We start from the raw sequence: 17,641 nt of genomic DNA on the forward strand, positions 1-17,641 counted from the left end.
TTTCCGGCCCTCACCTGAACACCTGAACCGACGGCACGAACCTGCCCGCGCGGCGCATTGGCGTCTGGCCGCGGGCCATGCTTCGTGGCAAAAGGGTCGCCAATCCAGCGGAGCATTCATATGACATTCGGCAAAGGCCACCACCTGCATCTGATCGACGGCTCAGCCTTCATCTTTCGCGCCTATCACGCCCTGCCACCGCTGACGCGCAAATCCGACGGCATACCCATCGGCGCCGTGGCGGGCTTTTGCAACATGCTGCACCGCTATGTTGAGGGCAACACCGGCCCCAATGCGCCGACGCACGTCGCCGTGATTTTCGACAAGGGCAGCCACACTTTCCGCAATGACATGTACGACCAGTACAAGGCCAATCGCGAGGCCATGCCCGAAGACCTGCGCCCGCAGATCCCGCTGACCCGCACCGCGACCGAGGCCTTCAACATCGCCTGCAAAGAGCTTGAGGGCTATGAGGCCGACGACATCATCGCCACCCTCGCCGTACAGGCCCGCGCCGCCGGGGGGCGTTGCACGATAATCAGTTCCGACAAAGACCTGATGCAGCTGGTCGGCGACGGCGTGGAAATGCTGGACGCGATGAAGAACAAGACCATCGACCGCGATGGCGTCTTCGAGAAGTTCGGCGTCTACCCTGACCGCGTGGTGGATGTGCAGGCGCTGGCGGGCGATTCGGTCGACAACGTGCCCGGCGCGCCCGGCATCGGCATCAAGACAGCGGCGCTGCTGATCAACGAATACGGCGATCTGGATGCGCTGCTAGAGCGCGCGAACGAGATCAAACAGCCCAAACGCCGCCAAACCCTGATCGACCATGCCGAGCAAATCCGCCTCAGCCGCAGCCTCGTCTTGCTGGATGAGAACACACCGCTGGATTTCACCATCGACGATCTTGAGGTTCGCGACCCGGACCCGGAACAGCTCCTCGGCTTCCTGTCTGAGATGGAGTTCCGCACCCTGTCAAAGCGCGTGGCCGAAGTGCTGGGCCGCGAAGCCCCCGCCATCCCCGACGCGCCAGCGCCCGCCGTGGCCGACGCACCGCAAGTGGCAGACGTACCCTTCGACCACAGCAAGTATGAGCAGGTCAGCGACGCCGAGGCGCTGCGCGTCTGGCTCGACCGGATTTATGAGGTCGGCTATGTCGCGGTCGATACCGAAACCACCGGTCTGAACGAGATGACCGCCGAACTGGTCGGCGTGTCGCTGTCGGTTGAAGCCGGGCAGGCCTGCTATATCCCGCTGACCCACAAGGCCAGCCGCAGCGATGATCTGTTCGGCTCCGATGACCTCGCCCCCGGCCAGATGCCGATTGAGGAAGCCTTGCAACTGCTGACCCCGATGCTGGAGGATCCTGCGATTCTCAAGATCGGGCAAAACATGAAATACGACGGCAAAATCTTTGCCCAACTGGGCATTACTGTCGCGCCCATCGACGACACGATGCTGATGTCCTACGCGATGCACGCAGGTCTGCACGGGCATGGCATGGATACGCTTTCCGAACGCTACCTTGGCCACACGCCCCTGCCGATCAAACCGCTACTGGGCAGCGGCAAATCCGCCGTGACCTTTGACAAGGTGCCGATGGAAGACGCCGTGCCTTATGCCGCCGAGGATGCCGATGTCACCCTGCGCCTGTGGAAACTCTTCAAGCCGCAGTTGCACCGCGCTGAAGTGACCAAAGTCTACGAAACGCTTGAGCGCCCGTTGGTGCCCGTGTTGGCGCAGATGGAGCGTTCGGGGATACTCGTCGACCGCGATACGCTCAGCCGGATGTCCAACGCTTTCGCCCAGAAAATGGCGGGGCTAGAGGCTGACATTCACGATCTGGCCGGAGAAGCGTTCAACGTAGGCTCCCCCGCGCAGCTTGGTGAAATCTTGTTTGGCAAAATGGGGCTTGATGGCGGCAAGAAGGGCAAGACCGGCAAATATTCCACCGGTGCGGATGTGCTGGAGGATCTGGCCACCGAACATGACCTCGCCCGTCGGGTGCTGGACTGGCGGCAACTGTCCAAGCTGAAGTCGACCTATACCGACGCGCTGCAAGACCATGTGAACGCCGATACGGGGCGGGTGCACACCTGCTATTCTATCGCCGGGGCGGCGACGGGGCGTTTGGCCTCGACCGATCCGAACCTGCAAAACATCCCGATCCGCTCCGAAGAAGGCCGCCGCATTCGTGAGGCTTTCGTCGCCCCCGAGGGCAAGGTTCTGGTGGCGCTGGACTACAGCCAGATCGAGCTGCGCATCCTCGCACATATCGCCCAGATCGACGCGCTCAAGGAAGCTTTCCAACGCGGCGACGACATCCACGCCATGACAGCGTCCGAGATGTTCGACGTGCCGATGGATCAGATGACCCCCGAGATCCGCCGCAACGCCAAGGCAATCAACTTTGGCGTGATCTACGGCATCTCCGGCTTTGGCCTTGCGCGCAATCTGCGCATTCCACGGGCCGAGGCGCAGGGCTTTATCGACCGCTATTTCGAACGTTTCCCCGGCATCCGCACCTATATGGATGACACCAAAGCCTTTGCCAAAGAGCACGGGTTTGTGCAGACGCTGTTCGGTCGCAAGATCAACACGCCCAACATCGGCGCAAAGGGGCCGCAGGCCGGTTTCGCCGCCCGCGCCGCGATCAACGCGCCGATCCAAGGCACCGCCGCCGACGTGATCCGCCGCGCCATGGTGCGGATGCCCGAGGCCATCGCCGATCTGCCCGCGACGATGCTGTTGCAGGTGCACGATGAACTGCTGTTCGAAGTCGAAAAAGGGGCCGAAGACGCCCTGATCGCCGCCGCGCGCGAGGTGATGGAGAACGCCAATGATCCGGTGGTGAAGCTTGACGTAAAGCTGATCGTCGATGCTGGCGTCGGTGCCAACTGGGCGGAGGCGCATTGATGGATCATACAGACCTCCCCGAAGACCTCGCCCAAGCGCTGGAAGAGACCGGCGCACAGGCGGGCTGGGACGGCTACAGCGATGAGTTGCGCGACGATGCGCTGGCGTGGATTGACGATGCGCGGACCACGACAGCGCGGTCCAAGCGGGTCGATGATGTGGCGCGCTTTGCGGGCAAGGGGCTGCCGCCGACACCGTTTCAGTGAGAGAGAGGGCCATCGTCTGCCCGCGGGTCGGCGATCCCGACGCTCGTTCATGCCACTTTATAGTTCAGCCATGATGTGACTTAGCTAAGTTGCGCCAAGCCTCGCCAAATCGCCTACCCGTCCGGGCGGGCAGGCGATGGCCCGGCGCCTGCGGCTTGATTCCGGGCCGGATAGCATAGATCGTCGTCTGCGCATAGAATCTCGGACTTTTTTCCGCTATTCACACACCATGACCCCAATTCTCTACTCCTTCCGCCGATGCCCCTACGCCATGCGCGCCCGCCTCGCTATCGCCGCCTCGAGCACGCAGGTCCATCTGCGCGAAGTCGTCTTGCGCGACAAACCCGATGCCTTTCTTGCAGCCTCCCCCACTGCCACCGTCCCTTGCCTCGTGACAGACGAGGGCCCAATCGACGAAAGCCTCGACATCATGAAATGGGCGCTGGCGCTGAACGATCCCGAAGGCTGGCGCGACATGCCGAGCGCAGGCCACGACTGGATCGCCCGCGCCGATGGCCCGTTCAAAGACGCGCTGGACCGCACCAAATACGCCACCCGCTATCCCGATGTGGACCCCGAAGAACAACGCGCCAAGGCCGCCGCCTTTCTCCAAGACCTCGATGCGCAACTGGACGATTGGATTTTCGACCGTCCCACGCTGGCAGATTACGCGATCCTGCCCTTCGTGCGGCAGTTCGCCTTCATCGACCGCGACTGGTTCGACGCTCAGGATTGGCCGCATCTGCAAGGGTGGCTCGACCGCTTCCTCACCTCGCCCCGGTTCGAAAGCGTGATGAGCAAATACCCCCAGTGGCAGCCCGACGATGCGCCGGTGTCATTCCCCTAAGGCGGCCACCCATCCGAGCGTCTGCTCTGTCGCCGCGCCCGGCGCATACTCCCCGCTGACAAAACCATCATAACCCGCCCGCAGCGCGGCAAAGAGCCCGTCGAAATCGACTTCGCCACTGCCCGGCGCCCCACGCCCCGGTGCGTCGCCTAGCTGCACATGGCGGATCAGGGGGCGATATTCCTCGAAAACCGCGACAGCATCGCCGTGGATCATCTGCGCGTGAAAACTGTCAAATTGCAGTGCCACATTCGGTTCATCCACCGCCGCCAGCAGCTCCGCCGCTTGCGCATAGTCATTCAGAAAATACCCCGGCTTGGCCTGCGGACACAGTGGCTCGATCATCAAAGTGACGCCCACAGGTGCCGCAGCCGCTGCATGCTTGAGGTTCGCCACAAAAATCTCTGCCGCCGCTGCCCCTTCGGCCTCTCCGGCCATCACATGCACCATCTTGGGCCGCAGCGCGTCGGCATAGCGCCAAACGCGCCGCATATCATAAGCAAAACGCGCCTCCCCGCCCGGAATGGCCGCAAAGCCGGGCATACCGCCCGTATAATTCGGCGGCGGCGCATTGATCAGGGCAAGGGTTAATCCGTTGCGCAGCAAGGCACGCTGCGTCTCTTTCGCGGGCATATCATAGGGAGACAACACCTCAACCGCGCGAAACCCCGCCTTGGCCGCCGCGTCGAACCGGTCCAGATAGGGCAGCTCTGACCATAGCAGCGATAGATTGGCGGCAGGGATCAGCGGCATTCGGGTCTTTCAGTCAACTTACGGCAGGTCTTCCGATGGGATGATGCCAAAGAATTCTCCGCCGGACCAGACACCAAACCAACCGCCGCGGTGCTGGCCAAGATCGACCAAGCGGTAAAAGCTTTTGCGGTCAATCAGCGCCTCAAGGTTCCGGCGGACCGACACATAAGGCGACGGCTCGCCCGTTTCCTCATCGCGGACCACGCGGATCGGATGCTCCGGCCCCGCCTCGGCCACGTCGCCCAGATTGGTGAGAAACCGCAACTGCTGCGCCTCGCCCGCGCCTTCGGCCTCGAAATCAACGGCGACAAAGGGCGCATCTTCGACCGTGATGCCCACCTTCTCAACCGGGGACTTGAGGAAATAGTCATCCCCCTCGCGCCAGAGAATCGAAGCGAACAATTTGACCAATTCAATCCGCCCGATCGGCGTGCCTTGGTAAAACCACGTCCCGTCGCGTTTGATTTGCATGTCCAGATCGCCGCAGAATTCCGGGTTCCACTTCTCAAGCGGCGGGGTTCCGCGCGTTTTTGCGGCCTTGGCGGCTTCGATCAGGCTGTCTGCACTGGGTGTCACGGTATTTTGTCCGCTCATTGGTTTTGCCATTCCCTTTGGTCGCGATACACTTACACCTGAAAGATATAACTCCGGGGAAAGAAATGTCATGGCCGAAGCGGATGATCTGATCGCGCAAATCGAAGCGCTGACCGAAAAGCTAGGCAAGGCCAAGCAGTCGATCACCGGGCGGTTCGTCGGGCAAGAGCAGGTTGTGGACCTCGCGCTCACGGCTCTGCTCTGCGGTGGCCACGGCCTGCTGATTGGTCTGCCGGGCTTGGGCAAGACGCGTTTGGTCGAGACTTTGAGCACCGTTATGGGCCTGCAGGGCAGCCGCGTGCAATTCACCCCCGATCTGATGCCCGCCGATATTCTGGGCTCCGAAGTGCTTGATACCGCGCCCGACGGCAGCCGGGCCTTTCGCTTTATCGAAGGGCCGATCTTTTGCCAGCTTCTGATGGCGGATGAGATCAACCGCGCCAGCCCGCGCACGCAGTCTGCGCTTTTGCAGGCGATGCAGGAAAAAACCGTGACTGTCGCTGGGCAAGACCGCGCCCTCGGCCAGCCCTTCCACGTGCTCGCCACCCAGAACCCGATCGAGCAAGAAGGCACCTACCCCCTGCCCGAAGCACAGCTTGACCGGTTCCTCGTGCAGATCGACGTGGCCTACCCCGACCGCGCGACGGAGCGGGACATCCTGATCGCCACAACCGGCGTCGAAGATGGCGCGGTGCGCCCTGTCTTCACTACCGAAGACCTGCTGGCCGCACAAAACCTGCTGCGCCGGATGCCCGTAGGCGACAGCGTGGTGGAGCTGATCCTTGACCTTGTCCGCGCCTTCCGCCCCGATGAACCCGAGGCCACCCCGGCGGTGCGCGAGAGTGTTGCTTGGGGTCCCGGCCCCCGTGCCGCGCAGGCGCTGATGCTGACGGTCCGCGCCCGTGCGCTGCTGGAGGGGCGGCTTGCCCCCTCTGCCGAAGACGTGCTGGCGATGGCCCGCCCGGTGCTAAGCCACCGAATGGCGATGAACTTTGCCGCTCGCGCGCGCGGCGAAAGCCTGCAAGGGCTGATCGACGCCACCGCCGGTCAACTGATCGGGAAAAAGGCCGCCGCGTGACCCATTCCCCCCTAACCCTCAGGGCCGACGCCGAGGGCGAAGCGGCCCGGCTTCCCGCCCTTTTGGCGCGGGCCGAGCATCTGGCCGGTGCCGTGTTGCCCGGCGCCCATGGCCGCCGCCGCGCTGGAACGGGGGATGATTTCTGGCAATACCGCCCGGCGCAAATGGGCGACAGCCGCCGCATGGTCGACCACCGCCGCTCGGCACGCGGCGATCAGGAGTTCGTGCGCGAGCGGGAATGGCAGATTGCGCAGTCGGTCATGCTTTGGGTCGATCAGGGCGCGTCGATGCGCTTTGCCTCTGATAAAGAGCTGCCCGATAAGGCGGATCGCGCGCGGCTGTTGGGCCTCGCGCTGTCGATCCTGCTGCTGCGCGGCGGTGAGCGTGTGGGCCTGACCGGCACCGCCCTGCCGCCACGGCGCGGCAATCCGCAGGTGCTGCGTCTGGCCGAATTGCTCTGCCAAAAAGACACCCGCGAATATGCCCCGCCCGAACACCGCGGCATGATCCCTCATGCGCGGGCGATCTTTATCTCGGATTTCATGGGCGATCTTGAACCGGTCCAGGCAGCGCTGACCAAAGCCGCTGATCGCGGCGTGCGCGGCGTGCTTTACCACCTGCTCGACCCAGCAGAGGAAGCCTTCCCTTTTGCCGGCCGTACCATTTTCGAAAGCGTCGGCGGCACGCTGCGCCATGAGACGCTCAAGGCGAATGACCTGCGCGACCGCTATCTCGACCGGCTCGCGGCGCGCAAAGATGAATTGCAACAACTCTGCGCCCGCACCGGCTGGCGCTATGGGCTGCACCACACAGATGCGTCGGCGCAATCGGCACTGCTGTGGCTCTATGGCGCGTTGGACGCGCGACAAGGAAGTGCTGCATGAGCGTTTTCGGCGGCATCGGTTTCACCGCGCCTTGGCTGCTGCTGGCCCTGCTGACGCTGCCGATCCTGTGGCTGATCCTGCGTGCCGTGCCCCCCGCCCCGATCCGCCGCCGCTTTCCCGGTGTGGCGCTGCTTTTGGGGCTGGCGGATGACGAAAGCACGACGGACCGCACCCCGTGGTGGCTGCTTTTGCTGCGGATGCTGGCCGTGGCAGCGATCATTGTTGGCCTTGCCGGGCCGGTCCTGAACCCGCAGGCCGAGGCGGAACAGGGCAGCGGTCCGCTGTTGCTGGTGCTGGATACATCATGGGCCGGGGCCAGCCGCTGGGACCAACAGATGGTCGCCGTGGACGCGCAGCTGACCCGCGCCGGGCGGGCCGAGCGGACGGTGGGCATCCTGACCCTGACCAACCCGCAGGTGCCAACCTTCCAATCCGCAGACGCATGGCGCAGCCGCCTTGCCGGGCTTTCCCCCGCGCCATGGCAGCCTTCCCCAGCTGAGATCGCTCGCGCAACCGAAATCATGGCAGACCTGCCCGCCTTTGACACGATGTGGTTCAGCGATGGCTTGAACTATCCGGGCCGCGATGATCTTCTCGCCGCGTTGCAGACCAAAGGCGCGGTTGAAGTGCATCAGTCGGCCAACAACGTCATCGGCATCGCCCCCGCCATCTACCAAGATGGCGCAATCGACCTGACCCTGCGCCGCGCCATTCCCAGCCCGGAGCGCGAGGCCGTGGTGCAGGCCCATGGTCGCGACCCCGCAGGCAATGCCCGCGTTTTGGCCACCGCCAATGCCAGTTTCGAGGCGGGCGCGACAGAGGCCACTACCTCCCTTTCCCTTCCGGCAGAACTGCGCGCGCGGCTGACCTCTTTCGATATCGCGGGCCAACGCTCTGCCGGGGCGCGCACCTTGGTCGACGACGGGCTGCGCCGCCGCGAGGTCGCGCTGATCGGCGGACGTGGCGCGCAGGAGGGGCTGCAACTGCTCTCTCCGCTGCACTACATCGAACAAGCGCTGGCCCCGAGTGCCGACTTGATCGACGGCACGCTGACCGATGTTCTGCCCGCCAACCCCGATGTGATCGTGCTGGCCGATGTGGCCACCCTCAGCCCTGCCGAAGCAGAGCCTCTGCAAGAGTGGATCGATGCGGGTGGCATGCTGATCCGCTTCGCCGGGCCACGCATTGCCGCCAGTGATGTCAGCCGCATCGACGAAGACCCGCTGATGCCCGTGCGCCTGCGCGCCGGGGGGCGCAGCGTGGGCGGGGCAATGTCTTGGGGTGAGCCGAAGGCGCTGGCCCCTTTCCGCAACGGATCGCCCTTCTTTGGCCTGCCGGTGCCGGAGGACGTGACCGTTTCCGCGCAGGTCGTGGCGCAACCGGACCCGACACTGGCCGACCGGGTGATTGCGTCGCTGAGTGACGGCACGCCGCTGGTCACGCGCAAGGCTGTGGGTCAGGGGCAGATCGTGCTTTTCCACGTTACCGCCACGGCGGAATGGTCGACTCTGCCGCTGTCAGGCCTTTTTGTGCAAATGATGGAGCGGCTGGCCGTATCGTCGGGGGCCAGCACGCCCGAGGCCGGCAGCCTTGAGGGCACCACATGGACCCCGCTGCGGGTGATGGATGGTTTCGGCACCCTCTCGGACGCGGGCAACCTGCCCGGTGTCGCGGGGCCCGACCTGATCTCGGCCCCCGCTGGCCCGGCCCTGCCGCCCGGCATCTACCGCTCAGAAGACCGACGGCTGGCGCGCAATGTGCTGACTGCTGAGACCACGCTCACCCCCGCCACATGGCCCTCGGATGTGCCGCTGCGTGGTCTTGCGCTACCGCCCGAACAGCCGCTGGCCGGAGCGCTTCTGAGCCTCGCGATCCTGCTGCTCGTGGCCGATGTGCTGGCCTCCCTCGCCCTTTCGGGGCTGCTACTGCGCCGCTCGACCGGGACCTTGGCGCTGGTCTTGGGGCTGGGCCTGCCCCAGATGGGTGACGCGCAAGAGACTGACCCCGAAAGCTTTGCCGTGCGCTCCGCCTCCGAAGTCACGCTGGCCCATGTACTGACCGGTAATAGGGATGTTGACGAGGTCGCGCGCGCCGGGCTGACCGGCCTGTCGGATACGCTTTATTTTCGCACCACGGTAGAGCCTGCCCTGCCCACGGGTGTCAATTTGGAGCAGGACGAACTCGCCTTTTTCCCGATCCTCTATTGGCCCGTCACCCCCGATCAACCGCAACCCTCAACCGAGGCTTATGGCAAGCTGAATGACTACCTCCGCTCGGGCGGGTTGATCCTGTTTGATACCCGCGATGCCGATATCGCAAGCTATGGTGCCGCCAGCCCGAACGGGCGCAAGCTGCAAGAACTTGCCGCGCCGCTGGATATTCCCCCGCTAGAGCCGCTGCCCGGCGACCATGTGCTGACCCGCACCTTCTACCTGCTCCAAGACTACCCCGGCCGCTACACCAGCCGGGATGTCTGGGTTGAGGCCGCGCCGCCCGATGCCGAGCGGATCGAAGGCATGCCTTTCCGCAACCTTAATGACGGCGTCACCCCGGTGGTGATCGGCGGCAACGATTGGGCCGCCGCTTGGGCCGTGCGCCGTGATGGCGCGCCGCTGCTGCCCATCGGGCGCGGCTATGCCGGGGAGCGGCAGCGCGAACTGGCCTACCGCTTTGGCGTGAACCTCGTGATGCATGTGCTGACGGGCAACTACAAATCCGATCAGGTCCATGTGCCTGCGCTGCTCGATAGGTTGGGCCAATGACCGGAACCGTGCTTTTCGACCCGCTGATCCCGCTGCCGCTGCTGATTGGGCTGGGGGTGCTTGCCGCGCTTGGCGTTCTGCTGGCGGTGTGGCGGGGCCTGTCGGGTTGGGCACTACGGGGGCTGGCCGCCGTGGTGGTGCTTGCCGCATTGGCTGGCCCCTCCTATCAAACCGAGGACCGCGCGCCGCTGGCAGACATCGTCCTGCTGTTGGAAGACGAAAGCGCCAGCCAGCGGCTTGCCGACCGCGCCGATCAAACCGAGGCCGCCGCCGAGGCGATGGTCGCCCGCATCACTGCACGCCCCAACACTGAACTGCGCCGGATCACCGTTCCCGACGGGGCCGAGGATGCGGGCACACGGCTGATGACCACCTTGGCTGATGCACTGGCCGAAGAGCCACGTTCGAGGATCGCGGGCATTTTGGCAGTCAGCGATGGCCGGGTGCATGACGCGGACCTGCCGCTTGACCTACCCGCGCCGCTGCACCTGCTGCAAACCGGTCGGGCCGCGGATTGGGACCGCCGCCTGACCGTACGCAATGTGCCCGCCTTTGCCATTATCGGCGAGCCTGTAACCCTGACCTTGCGCATCGACGATCTGGGCGCCGCGCCTGAGGACGGGGGGCTGACCCAGCTTGATATCTCTGTCGATGGGGAAGACCCACAAAGCTTTGATGTTCCCATAGGCCAAGACCTCGAACTGCCCGTTGCCCTGCCCCACGGTGGGCGCAATGTGATCCGTTTCTCCCTGCCCGAAGCCGAGGGTGAGTTGACCGACCGCAACAACGCCGCCCTGATCCAGATGAACGGCGTGCGCGACCGGCTGAGCGTGCTGCTCGTCTCAGGCGAGCCGCATCCCGGTGGGCGCACGTGGCGCAATCTGCTGAAGTCCGACAGCGCGGTCGATCTGGTGCATTTCACGATTCTGCGCCCGCCCGATAAACAGGATGGAGTGCCGGTGAACGAGTTGTCGCTGATCGCCTTCCCGACGCGCGAATTGTTCATGGACAAGATCGACGACTTCGATCTCATCATCTTTGACCGCTACCAGCGGCGCGGCATTCTGCCTGCGCTCTACCTCGACAACGTGGCGCAATATGTGCGCAAGGGCGGCGCGGTGCTGGTCGCGGCGGGGCCGGATTTCGCCAGTGCCGACAGCCTCTACCGGTCGCCACTTGGCACGGTGCTGCCCGCCACCCCCACCGCACGGGTGCTGGAGGAAGCCTTCCCCCCCGTCGTGACCGACATCGGTCAGCGCCACCCCGTGACGGCCGAGCTGCCGGGCAAAGGCGACTGGGGCCGTTGGCTGCGCCAGATCGACGTGACGGCTGAGCGTGGCGATGTGGTCATGAGCGGCGCAGACGACCGCCCGTTGCTGGTGCTTGACCGCGTCGACGAAGGCCGCGTGGCGCTGCTGGCCTCAGATCACGCTTGGCTATGGAACCGGGGCTATGAGGGCGGCGGCCCGCAGTTGGAACTGCTGCGCCGTTTGGCCCATTGGATGATGAAAGAGCCCGAGCTTGAAGAAGAGGCGCTGACCGCCACCGCCCAAGGTCGCACCATGCGCATCACTCGGCGCACCTTGGATGAAACCGTGCCCCCCGTCACCATCACCGCCCCGGATGGCAGCACCACCGAAGTGCCCCTCGCCCCCGCTGGTCCGGGCCGTTTTGAGGCTGAATTCACGGGCGAAGAGATGGGCCTCTACCGATTGGAAAACGGGGAGGAGGTGACTGTCATCGGCCTCGGCCCTGCTGCCCCGCGCGAGTTTATTGAGACGATTGCCAGTGACGCAGCCCTGCGCCCAGCCATCGACACCCTGCGCGGTGGCGTGGCACGGGTGGAAGACGGGCTGCCGCGCCTGCGCGACGTGCGCCTTGGCCGTCCGGCTGCCGGACGCGGCTGGCTGGGGCTGACCCCACGTGGCGCTTATGAGACCCGCGATGTGCGGCAAACGCCGCTGCTGCCGGGTTGGTTGGTGCTGTTGCTCTCGGCCCTGTTCATCATTGCCGCTTGGCTGCGCGAAGGCCGCCGTTAAAGCGCGCGAAGCAGCAGCCCGCCCGCAAGCGTGACGACGATAAGCCCTGCCGTCAGCTCGGCCACCGCCGCGGCCTGTGCCAAGCGCGGCGATCCGGCGAGCCCACCAAGCACCCCCGCCCGCAACCCCGTGGCGGCAAGACCGGTGGCGATGGTGATCAACCCGGTGCCAAGGGCCATGGCAAAAGCTCCCAAAACACCGACACCGCCGATGCCCATATGCCAAGTGATCACCAGCACGAAAAGCGCCCCGGTGCAGGGGCGGATGGCGATCCCGGCAATCAAAAGCAGCGCATCACGCAGGCTGCCCGCCTGCTGGACCTGTTCCAAGCTTGGCCCATGGGCATGACCGCAATGGCCGCAGACTTCTTCGCTGTGCACCACCTTCTTTTGCCGCGCATGGCGCAGCCCACGCCAGATCAGCCAAAGCCCGATAAGGGCAATCGCGCCATAGCTTGCCGGGGCCATGATGTCTTCGGTCACGCCCACCAGCGCCTCACGGCCAAGGCCCAAAAGCAGGATCCCCGCATAGACCAAGACCACCGCTGTCACCGCTTGACCCAGCGAGGCGGCCAGAGCGATCAGCGACAGCCGCAGCATCGGCACCGAGCGCGCCAGCCCATAGCCGCCAATCACGATCTTGCCATGCCCTGGCCCTGCCGCATGCACGACGCCATAGGCAAAAGACGCCAAGAGCACTGTCCAGAACGCCGCCGTATCGCCCCCCCGCGTGGCGCGCAGCCCGCTGGCGATGCTGTTTTGAAACCCGCGCTGCTGCCCCGCCGCCCAATGGGCAAGGGCGTTGAACCCGCCCGTCCACCACAGCGCCGCCAGCGCCAAAAGGGTCGCCAATGCCGCCAGCGCTACGATGCGTCGCATGTGATCACCACCTCATTGGCCAAGGCTTCGCCGATTTCTGGCAGGCCCACATCGTTCGGATCGGTATTTGCGTCCAAGGCGCTCAAGTCCTGCTGGAGGGCACGCAGGTCGGCGTTCATATCCGGCATCTTGACCCGCGCGCGGCAGGCTTTGGTGCCTTGGATGTTCACCTTCTGCGTCACCTCATAAGCGGTGTAATAAGTCGGATCATAGGGTTTGATGATCAGCCCATCCGCCGCCGGTGCCGAGCCTTCGATCGCGCGCAGATGGCTGGTGATGATCCGGCCTTCGGCAAAGCGGGTTTCCACGTCCTGCGGCCCCGACAGCGCGATCTCTTCACCGCCGTTCAGCAAAACCGTATCGCCGTTGAACCCTTCGACCCACTGCATGTCGAACCCGTTGAGAGAGGCGACTTCCGCCTCGGTCAGCACGCTATCGTAATCGGGGTCGAGGCCGCGATCCTCAGTCACCAACAGAGAATAGAATTCGTCATAGGCCCATGTGATCCGCAGATGGGTCAACCGGCCCTCGGCATCGACGATCATCTCGAACCCGGTATCGACGAAGATATGCGGATGCGCACCAAGCGGCGTGGCGCAGGCAAGAAGAGCAGCGGTGACGAGCGGGTATTTCATGGCGCTAGGTCTACCCCCCTTCGCCATGCGCGGCAATTGCCCGGAGGGTGGCATAAGGCGGGATCGCGCGCATTGGCCCTCCGCCCCCAGATCAGGTCGACGGATAGGGCCGGACAAAGACCGGACGCTCCGGCGTCGAGGCATCGGGCTGATAGGCATAACCGCCGCTGTCGAAGTCCCGCAGCCCATCGGGATCATTCACGCGGTGCTGCACGATATACCGCGCCATGGCACCGCGTGCTTTCTTGGCAAAGAAGCTAACGATTTTCGGTCCTTTGCCGTCGCCCTTGTCTTCCATGAACTGCGGCGTGATCACGCGCGGTTTCAACGCTTTCAGATCCACCGCGCCGAAGTATTCCTGACTGGCGCAGTTCACCAAAACATCGCTGCCGGTTGCCTCGGCCTGCGCGTTCAATGCCTTGGACAGCCCATCGCGCCAATAGTCATAGAGATTTCCGCCGCGACGGGTTTTAAGCTTGCTGCCCATCTCCAGCCGGTAGGGTTGGATCGCGTCGAGCGGGCGCAGCACGCCGTAAAGGCCAGAGAGGATGCGCAGGTGGTCTTGGGCATAGGTCATCTCATCCGCGTCAAGGCTTGCGGCCTCCAGCCCCTGATAGGTATCGCCCGCAAAGGCCAGCGCGGCGGGGCGGGTGACCTCGGCACTGGGTTCCGCCTCAAACGCCTGAAACCGGTCGCGGTTGAGGCGGGCCAGATCGTCGCTAAGCCCCATCAGGTCTTTGAGGTTGCCTAAGGTGAGATTACGCGCCGTGGTCGCGAGCCGCACTGCGTCTTCCTGAAAATCAGGCTGTGTCACAGCGACATCGCGCTCGGCCCAATCAAGGCGTTTGGCGGGGGAAATAACGACGAGCATGGCAGTCTCCTTGGGGCGTGTCGGGGTGATTTAGCCCGCGTCGCGCAGAACGTCCAGAAAGGCGGGGCCAAAGCGTTCGGCGCGTTTGTCGCCGAGCAAGCGTTCAATCGCGGAACTGTCGGCGCTGCGCAGTTGTGCGACCTTGGCCAGCATCGCGGCAGAACAGCTCAGCGGCTTGTCTGTGCCTTGTTCACCGCGCGCCAGATCGGCCTGCACCTGCAGCAACTGGTCATAGACATTGCCCGCCTCGCGCCCCGCCAGTTTACGCCGGGCCTTATGCATCGGCTGCGCCTCGCCGTTGATGACCTCAAGGAAAGCGGCGCCGTAATTTTCCAGCTTTTTCGCCCCCACGCCGCCGATCCGGGCCATGGCATCTAGGTTTTGCGGACGCGCCTCAGCCATCTCGATCAGAGTGCGGTCGGTGAAGATGATATAGGCAGGCACGCGCGCTGCCTCGGCCAGTGCACGGCGCTTGGCCTTGAGCGCCGACAGCAGCGGCGCGTCTTCATCGCTGACCATCGCTTTGACGGCAGGTCGGCGATTGGCTCCTGCCGCCTTGATCGTATCGCGGCGCAGGTTGATCGATGCCTCGCCGCGCAGGATCGGCAGGGCGGCATCGGTCATCCGCAGTGCGCCGTGGCGTTCGGCATCAGGGCGCACAAGGTCATGGCCCATCATCTGACGGAACACGGCCTGCCATTCATTGCGGCTGTATTCGCCGCCGACGCCGTAAGTGGGCAGGGACTGGTGGCCGCGCTGACGGACCTTGTCGGTCTCATTGCCTAAAAGGATGTCGATCAGATGCCCCGCGCCGAACCATTCATCAGTGCGCAACATGGCCGAGAGCGCTTTGCGCACTGCCGTGGTGCCATCGAACACATCCGCGGGCGTATCACAGAGGTCACAGCGCCCGCAGGTGATTTCGGTCTCGTCAAAATAGCCCAGCAAGGTCTGGCGACGACACTCCAGCGCCTCGGCCAAACCGAGCAGCGCGTTGAGCCGCCCGTGATCGGCGGCGCGGCGTTCGGGCGGGGCCAGCCCCTCGTCGATCTGACTGCGGCGCAGGCGGATGTCATCGGGGCCGAAGAGGGTCAGGGTTTCAGCCGGGGCACCGTCACGCCCGGCGCGGCCAATCTCCTGATAATAAGCCTCGATCGATTTTGGCAGGTCCGCATGGGCGACCCAGCGAATGTCCGGCTTGTCGACGCCCATGCCAAACGCCACCGTGGCGCAGACGATCAACCCGTCCTCTTGCTGGAACCGACGCTCGGCGATGCGGCGGTCTTCGGCCTCCATCCCGCCGTGGTAATGCAGCGCCGTTTGCCCCTGATCGCGCAGCGCCTTGGCCAGCCCTTCGGTCTTGGCACGCGTGCCGCAATAGACGATGCCCGACTGCCCCTTACGGGCGGCGGCGAAATTCAGGATCTGATCGCGCGGCTTGTTCTTGGCGGCAAAGGCAAGGTGGATGTTGGGCCGGTCGAACCCACGCAGAAAGGCGCGCGGCGGGGTGCCGTCGAAGAGCTTCTCGACAATCTCAACCTGCGTTTCAGCGTCAGCCGTGGCGGTGAAGGCGGCCAGCGGCACGTTCAGCGTGCGGCGCAATTCACCGATGCGCAGGTAGTCGGGGCGAAAATCATGGCCCCATTGGCTGACGCAATGCGCCTCGTCCACGGCGATAAGATTGACGCCGACGCGCCGCAACATGCCCATGGCGGAGCCTGCGGCGAGCCGTTCAGGCGCCATATAGAGCAGTTTAAGCGTGCCCGCCTCCAACGCTTCCCAAACCGCGTCGGTCTCTTCGGGTGTGTTGCCCGAGGTCAGCGCGCCCGCCGCGACGCCCGCTTCTTGCAAGCTACGAACCTGATCGCGCATCAGGGCGATCAGCGGGGAGATGACCACGGTCACCCCCTCGCGCATCAGCGCAGGCAGTTGGAAACACAAGGATTTACCGCCGCCCGTGGGCATGATGGCAAGCACGTTCTCGCCCTCGGTAACGGCCTCAACAATCTCTTGCTGGCCGGGGCGGAAGCCGTCGAAACCGAATACATCACGAAGAAGCGTGGCAGCGCCTGTCATGGAGAACCTGTAAGATTGTCTGCTCTTTTCATGCAGACTCCCACACTAACAAATCGTGAACAAGGCCAGATACGCGCGGTAAAATCTCGCAAGCGGCGCGTCAGTAGAAGGCTGCGGCGTTGTTTGTCAGCACGATACGCGCGACGGCCACGGCGATCAGCACGATCAATGGCGCCAGATCCAGCCCGCCCATCGGCGGGATCACACTGCGCACGCGGCTATAAACCGGCTCTAGAATGCGGTTCAGCCCGTCCCAGATTTGCGCAACCAAGGGCTGGCGGAGATTCAGCACCTGAAAGTTGATCAACCAAGACATGATGACATGTGCGATGACAATGAACCAAACGATGTTCAAAAGTAGCATCAGGATTTGGAACAGTGACGTCATGGAATATCCCCTTGGTGTGACGCAAGACAGTTAAGCGCCCTGCCCCGAAAGGGCAAGAGTGCCGCGACGTATATGCTTGACCCCGCAGACCTTTCGCCGCAAATCCACGCTGATCTAACAAAGGAAAGCCCAATGTTCCCGATCATCCGCATGGCCAAAGACGTCATTGTCGCCGCGCGGCAGGCGCCGCTGGACAATCTGACCGACACCCATGTCAGCCACCACATCTGCTGGCCGCATGACCTCGATATCTGGATGGAGTTGAACAACGGGCGGGCGCTGTCGCTCTATGATCTGGGCCGCACCGCCATGGCGCAGCGTGCCGGGCTGATCACGCTGCTGCGGAAGAACAAATGGGCAATCACAATCGCAGGCTCAAGCACACGTTTCCGGCGCCGCATCCGCATGTTTGAGAAGTTCGAGATGCGCAGCCGGACGCTGTGCTGGGATGACAAGTTCATCTATCTTGAGCAATCCATGTGGAAGAAGAACGGCGAATGCGCGAGCCACGTGCTGTATCGCTCTGCCGTGACGGATAAAAACGGACTGATCCCGCCGGAAAAGGTGCTGGGCGCTATGGGACGGCAACAACCTTCGCCAGAGGTGCCGAGTTGGGTGGCCGAATGGATCCGCGCCGACAGTCATCGTGCTTGGCCGCCGATGCAGGACGCAAGCACCACTCCTCAACACCCCGCCGGTTAAGCCACGCTT

The 17,641-nt window shown here is 64.1% G+C and carries 15 protein-coding genes; 8 read left to right on the top strand and 7 right to left on the bottom strand.

The window, feature by feature from the left end; all coding sequences use genetic code 11:
- Window positions 1-120: 120 nt before the first annotated feature.
- The 3 genes from polA (at window position 121) to DSM110093_RS16230 (ending at window position 3,972) form a co-directional block, all read left to right on the top strand.
- Window positions 121-2,919, top strand: a complete 2,799-nt coding sequence (gene polA, locus DSM110093_RS16220) for a DNA polymerase I (protein ID WP_243266034.1) — start codon at window positions 121-123, stop codon at window positions 2,917-2,919.
- A complete protein-coding gene (locus tag DSM110093_RS16225; RefSeq protein ID WP_243266035.1) occupies window positions 2,919-3,125 on the top strand; it encodes a YdeI/OmpD-associated family protein in 207 nt (68 codons plus the stop codon). Before polA ends, DSM110093_RS16225 begins: the two co-directional genes overlap by 1 nt.
- Before the next feature lie 229 nt (window positions 3,126-3,354).
- Window positions 3,355-3,972, top strand: coding sequence for a glutathione S-transferase (locus DSM110093_RS16230; protein WP_243266036.1), 618 nt, complete (start codon window positions 3,355-3,357; stop codon window positions 3,970-3,972).
- On the opposite strand, the gene DSM110093_RS16235 is transcribed toward DSM110093_RS16230, so the two are convergent.
- Window positions 3,961-4,725, bottom strand: a complete 765-nt coding sequence (locus DSM110093_RS16235; protein WP_243266037.1) for a TIM barrel protein — start codon at window positions 4,723-4,725, stop codon at window positions 3,961-3,963. The genes DSM110093_RS16230 and DSM110093_RS16235 overlap by 12 nt on opposite strands.
- 18 nt (window positions 4,726-4,743) lie before the next feature.
- Window positions 4,744-5,319, bottom strand: a complete 576-nt coding sequence (locus tag DSM110093_RS16240; protein WP_243266038.1) for a DUF1285 domain-containing protein — start codon at window positions 5,317-5,319, stop codon at window positions 4,744-4,746.
- Between the two features lie 70 nt (window positions 5,320-5,389).
- Between DSM110093_RS16240 and DSM110093_RS16245 the strand changes: the two genes are divergently transcribed.
- Genes DSM110093_RS16245 through DSM110093_RS16260 form a run of 4 tightly spaced genes read left to right on the top strand, consistent with a single transcriptional unit; the run spans window position 5,390 to window position 12,082 of the window.
- A complete protein-coding gene (locus DSM110093_RS16245) occupies window positions 5,390-6,397 on the top strand; it encodes a MoxR family ATPase (protein WP_243266039.1) in 1,008 nt (335 codons plus the stop codon).
- A complete protein-coding gene (locus tag DSM110093_RS16250) occupies window positions 6,394-7,281 on the top strand; it encodes a DUF58 domain-containing protein (RefSeq protein WP_243266040.1) in 888 nt (295 codons plus the stop codon). The genes DSM110093_RS16245 and DSM110093_RS16250 overlap by 4 nt, the downstream gene beginning before the upstream one ends.
- Window positions 7,278-10,043, top strand: a complete 2,766-nt coding sequence (locus DSM110093_RS16255; protein ID WP_243266041.1) for a DUF4159 domain-containing protein — start codon at window positions 7,278-7,280, stop codon at window positions 10,041-10,043. The genes DSM110093_RS16250 and DSM110093_RS16255 overlap by 4 nt, the downstream gene beginning before the upstream one ends.
- Window positions 10,040-12,082, top strand: coding sequence for a hypothetical protein (locus DSM110093_RS16260; RefSeq protein WP_243266042.1), 2,043 nt, complete (start codon window positions 10,040-10,042; stop codon window positions 12,080-12,082). Before DSM110093_RS16255 ends, DSM110093_RS16260 begins: the two co-directional genes overlap by 4 nt.
- Here DSM110093_RS16260 and DSM110093_RS16265 read toward each other — a convergent pair.
- From DSM110093_RS16265 to DSM110093_RS16285, 5 genes are all read right to left on the bottom strand, one after another.
- Complete coding sequence (locus DSM110093_RS16265; RefSeq protein ID WP_243266043.1) at window positions 12,079-12,960, bottom strand: hypothetical protein; 882 nt, start codon at window positions 12,958-12,960, stop codon at window positions 12,079-12,081. The genes DSM110093_RS16260 and DSM110093_RS16265 overlap by 4 nt on opposite strands.
- The gene (locus tag DSM110093_RS16270) at window positions 12,945-13,595 is read right to left on the bottom strand and encodes a DUF1007 family protein (protein ID WP_243266044.1); all 651 of its coding nucleotides are present in this window, start codon (window positions 13,593-13,595) and stop codon (window positions 12,945-12,947) included. The genes DSM110093_RS16265 and DSM110093_RS16270 overlap by 16 nt, the downstream gene beginning before the upstream one ends.
- 91 nt (window positions 13,596-13,686) lie before the next feature.
- A complete protein-coding gene (gene yaaA / locus DSM110093_RS16275) occupies window positions 13,687-14,466 on the bottom strand; it encodes a peroxide stress protein YaaA (RefSeq protein WP_243266045.1) in 780 nt (259 codons plus the stop codon).
- Between the two features lie 30 nt (window positions 14,467-14,496).
- On the bottom strand, window positions 14,497-16,542 hold the full coding sequence (gene recQ, locus DSM110093_RS16280; protein WP_243266046.1) for a DNA helicase RecQ: 2,046 nt from the start codon (window positions 16,540-16,542) through the stop codon (window positions 14,497-14,499).
- A 100-nt stretch (window positions 16,543-16,642) separates the two neighbouring features.
- Window positions 16,643-16,930: a YggT family protein gene (locus DSM110093_RS16285; protein WP_243266047.1), complete on the bottom strand. Its 288-nt coding sequence runs from the start codon at window positions 16,928-16,930 to the stop codon at window positions 16,643-16,645.
- 132 nt (window positions 16,931-17,062) lie between these two features.
- Between DSM110093_RS16285 and DSM110093_RS16290 the strand changes: the two genes are divergently transcribed.
- Complete coding sequence (locus DSM110093_RS16290) at window positions 17,063-17,632, top strand: acyl-CoA thioesterase (protein WP_243266048.1); 570 nt, start codon at window positions 17,063-17,065, stop codon at window positions 17,630-17,632.
- Window positions 17,633-17,641 lie beyond the last annotated feature (9 nt).

Source organism: Sulfitobacter sp. DSM 110093, from assembly GCF_022788715.1.
Taxonomy (GTDB): domain Bacteria; phylum Pseudomonadota; class Alphaproteobacteria; order Rhodobacterales; family Rhodobacteraceae; genus Sulfitobacter.

What these genes read in the sequence shown, in the direction of transcription:
- DSM110093_RS16225 (WP_243266035.1), top strand. Translation starts at nt 2,919, where the DNA reads ATGGATCATACAGACCTCCCCGAAGACCTCGCCCAAGCGCTGGAAGAG.
- DSM110093_RS16265 (WP_243266043.1), bottom strand. Translation starts at nt 12,960, where the DNA reads ATGCGACGCATCGTAGCGCTGGCGGCATTGGCGACCCTTTTGGCGCTG.
- DSM110093_RS16260 (WP_243266042.1), top strand. Translation starts at nt 10,040, where the DNA reads ATGACCGGAACCGTGCTTTTCGACCCGCTGATCCCGCTGCCGCTGCTG.
- yaaA (WP_243266045.1), bottom strand. Translation starts at nt 14,466, where the DNA reads ATGCTCGTCGTTATTTCCCCCGCCAAACGCCTTGATTGGGCCGAGCGC.
- DSM110093_RS16270 (WP_243266044.1), bottom strand. Translation starts at nt 13,595, where the DNA reads ATGAAATACCCGCTCGTCACCGCTGCTCTTCTTGCCTGCGCCACGCCG.
- DSM110093_RS16245 (WP_243266039.1), top strand. Translation starts at nt 5,390, where the DNA reads ATGGCCGAAGCGGATGATCTGATCGCGCAAATCGAAGCGCTGACCGAA.
- DSM110093_RS16235 (WP_243266037.1), bottom strand. Translation starts at nt 4,725, where the DNA reads ATGCCGCTGATCCCTGCCGCCAATCTATCGCTGCTATGGTCAGAGCTG.
- DSM110093_RS16290 (WP_243266048.1), top strand. Translation starts at nt 17,063, where the DNA reads ATGTTCCCGATCATCCGCATGGCCAAAGACGTCATTGTCGCCGCGCGG.
- polA (WP_243266034.1), top strand. Translation starts at nt 121, where the DNA reads ATGACATTCGGCAAAGGCCACCACCTGCATCTGATCGACGGCTCAGCC.
- DSM110093_RS16255 (WP_243266041.1), top strand. Translation starts at nt 7,278, where the DNA reads ATGAGCGTTTTCGGCGGCATCGGTTTCACCGCGCCTTGGCTGCTGCTG.
- recQ (WP_243266046.1), bottom strand. Translation starts at nt 16,542, where the DNA reads ATGACAGGCGCTGCCACGCTTCTTCGTGATGTATTCGGTTTCGACGGC.
- DSM110093_RS16230 (WP_243266036.1), top strand. Translation starts at nt 3,355, where the DNA reads ATGACCCCAATTCTCTACTCCTTCCGCCGATGCCCCTACGCCATGCGC.
- DSM110093_RS16240 (WP_243266038.1), bottom strand. Translation starts at nt 5,319, where the DNA reads ATGAGCGGACAAAATACCGTGACACCCAGTGCAGACAGCCTGATCGAA.
- DSM110093_RS16285 (WP_243266047.1), bottom strand. Translation starts at nt 16,930, where the DNA reads ATGACGTCACTGTTCCAAATCCTGATGCTACTTTTGAACATCGTTTGG.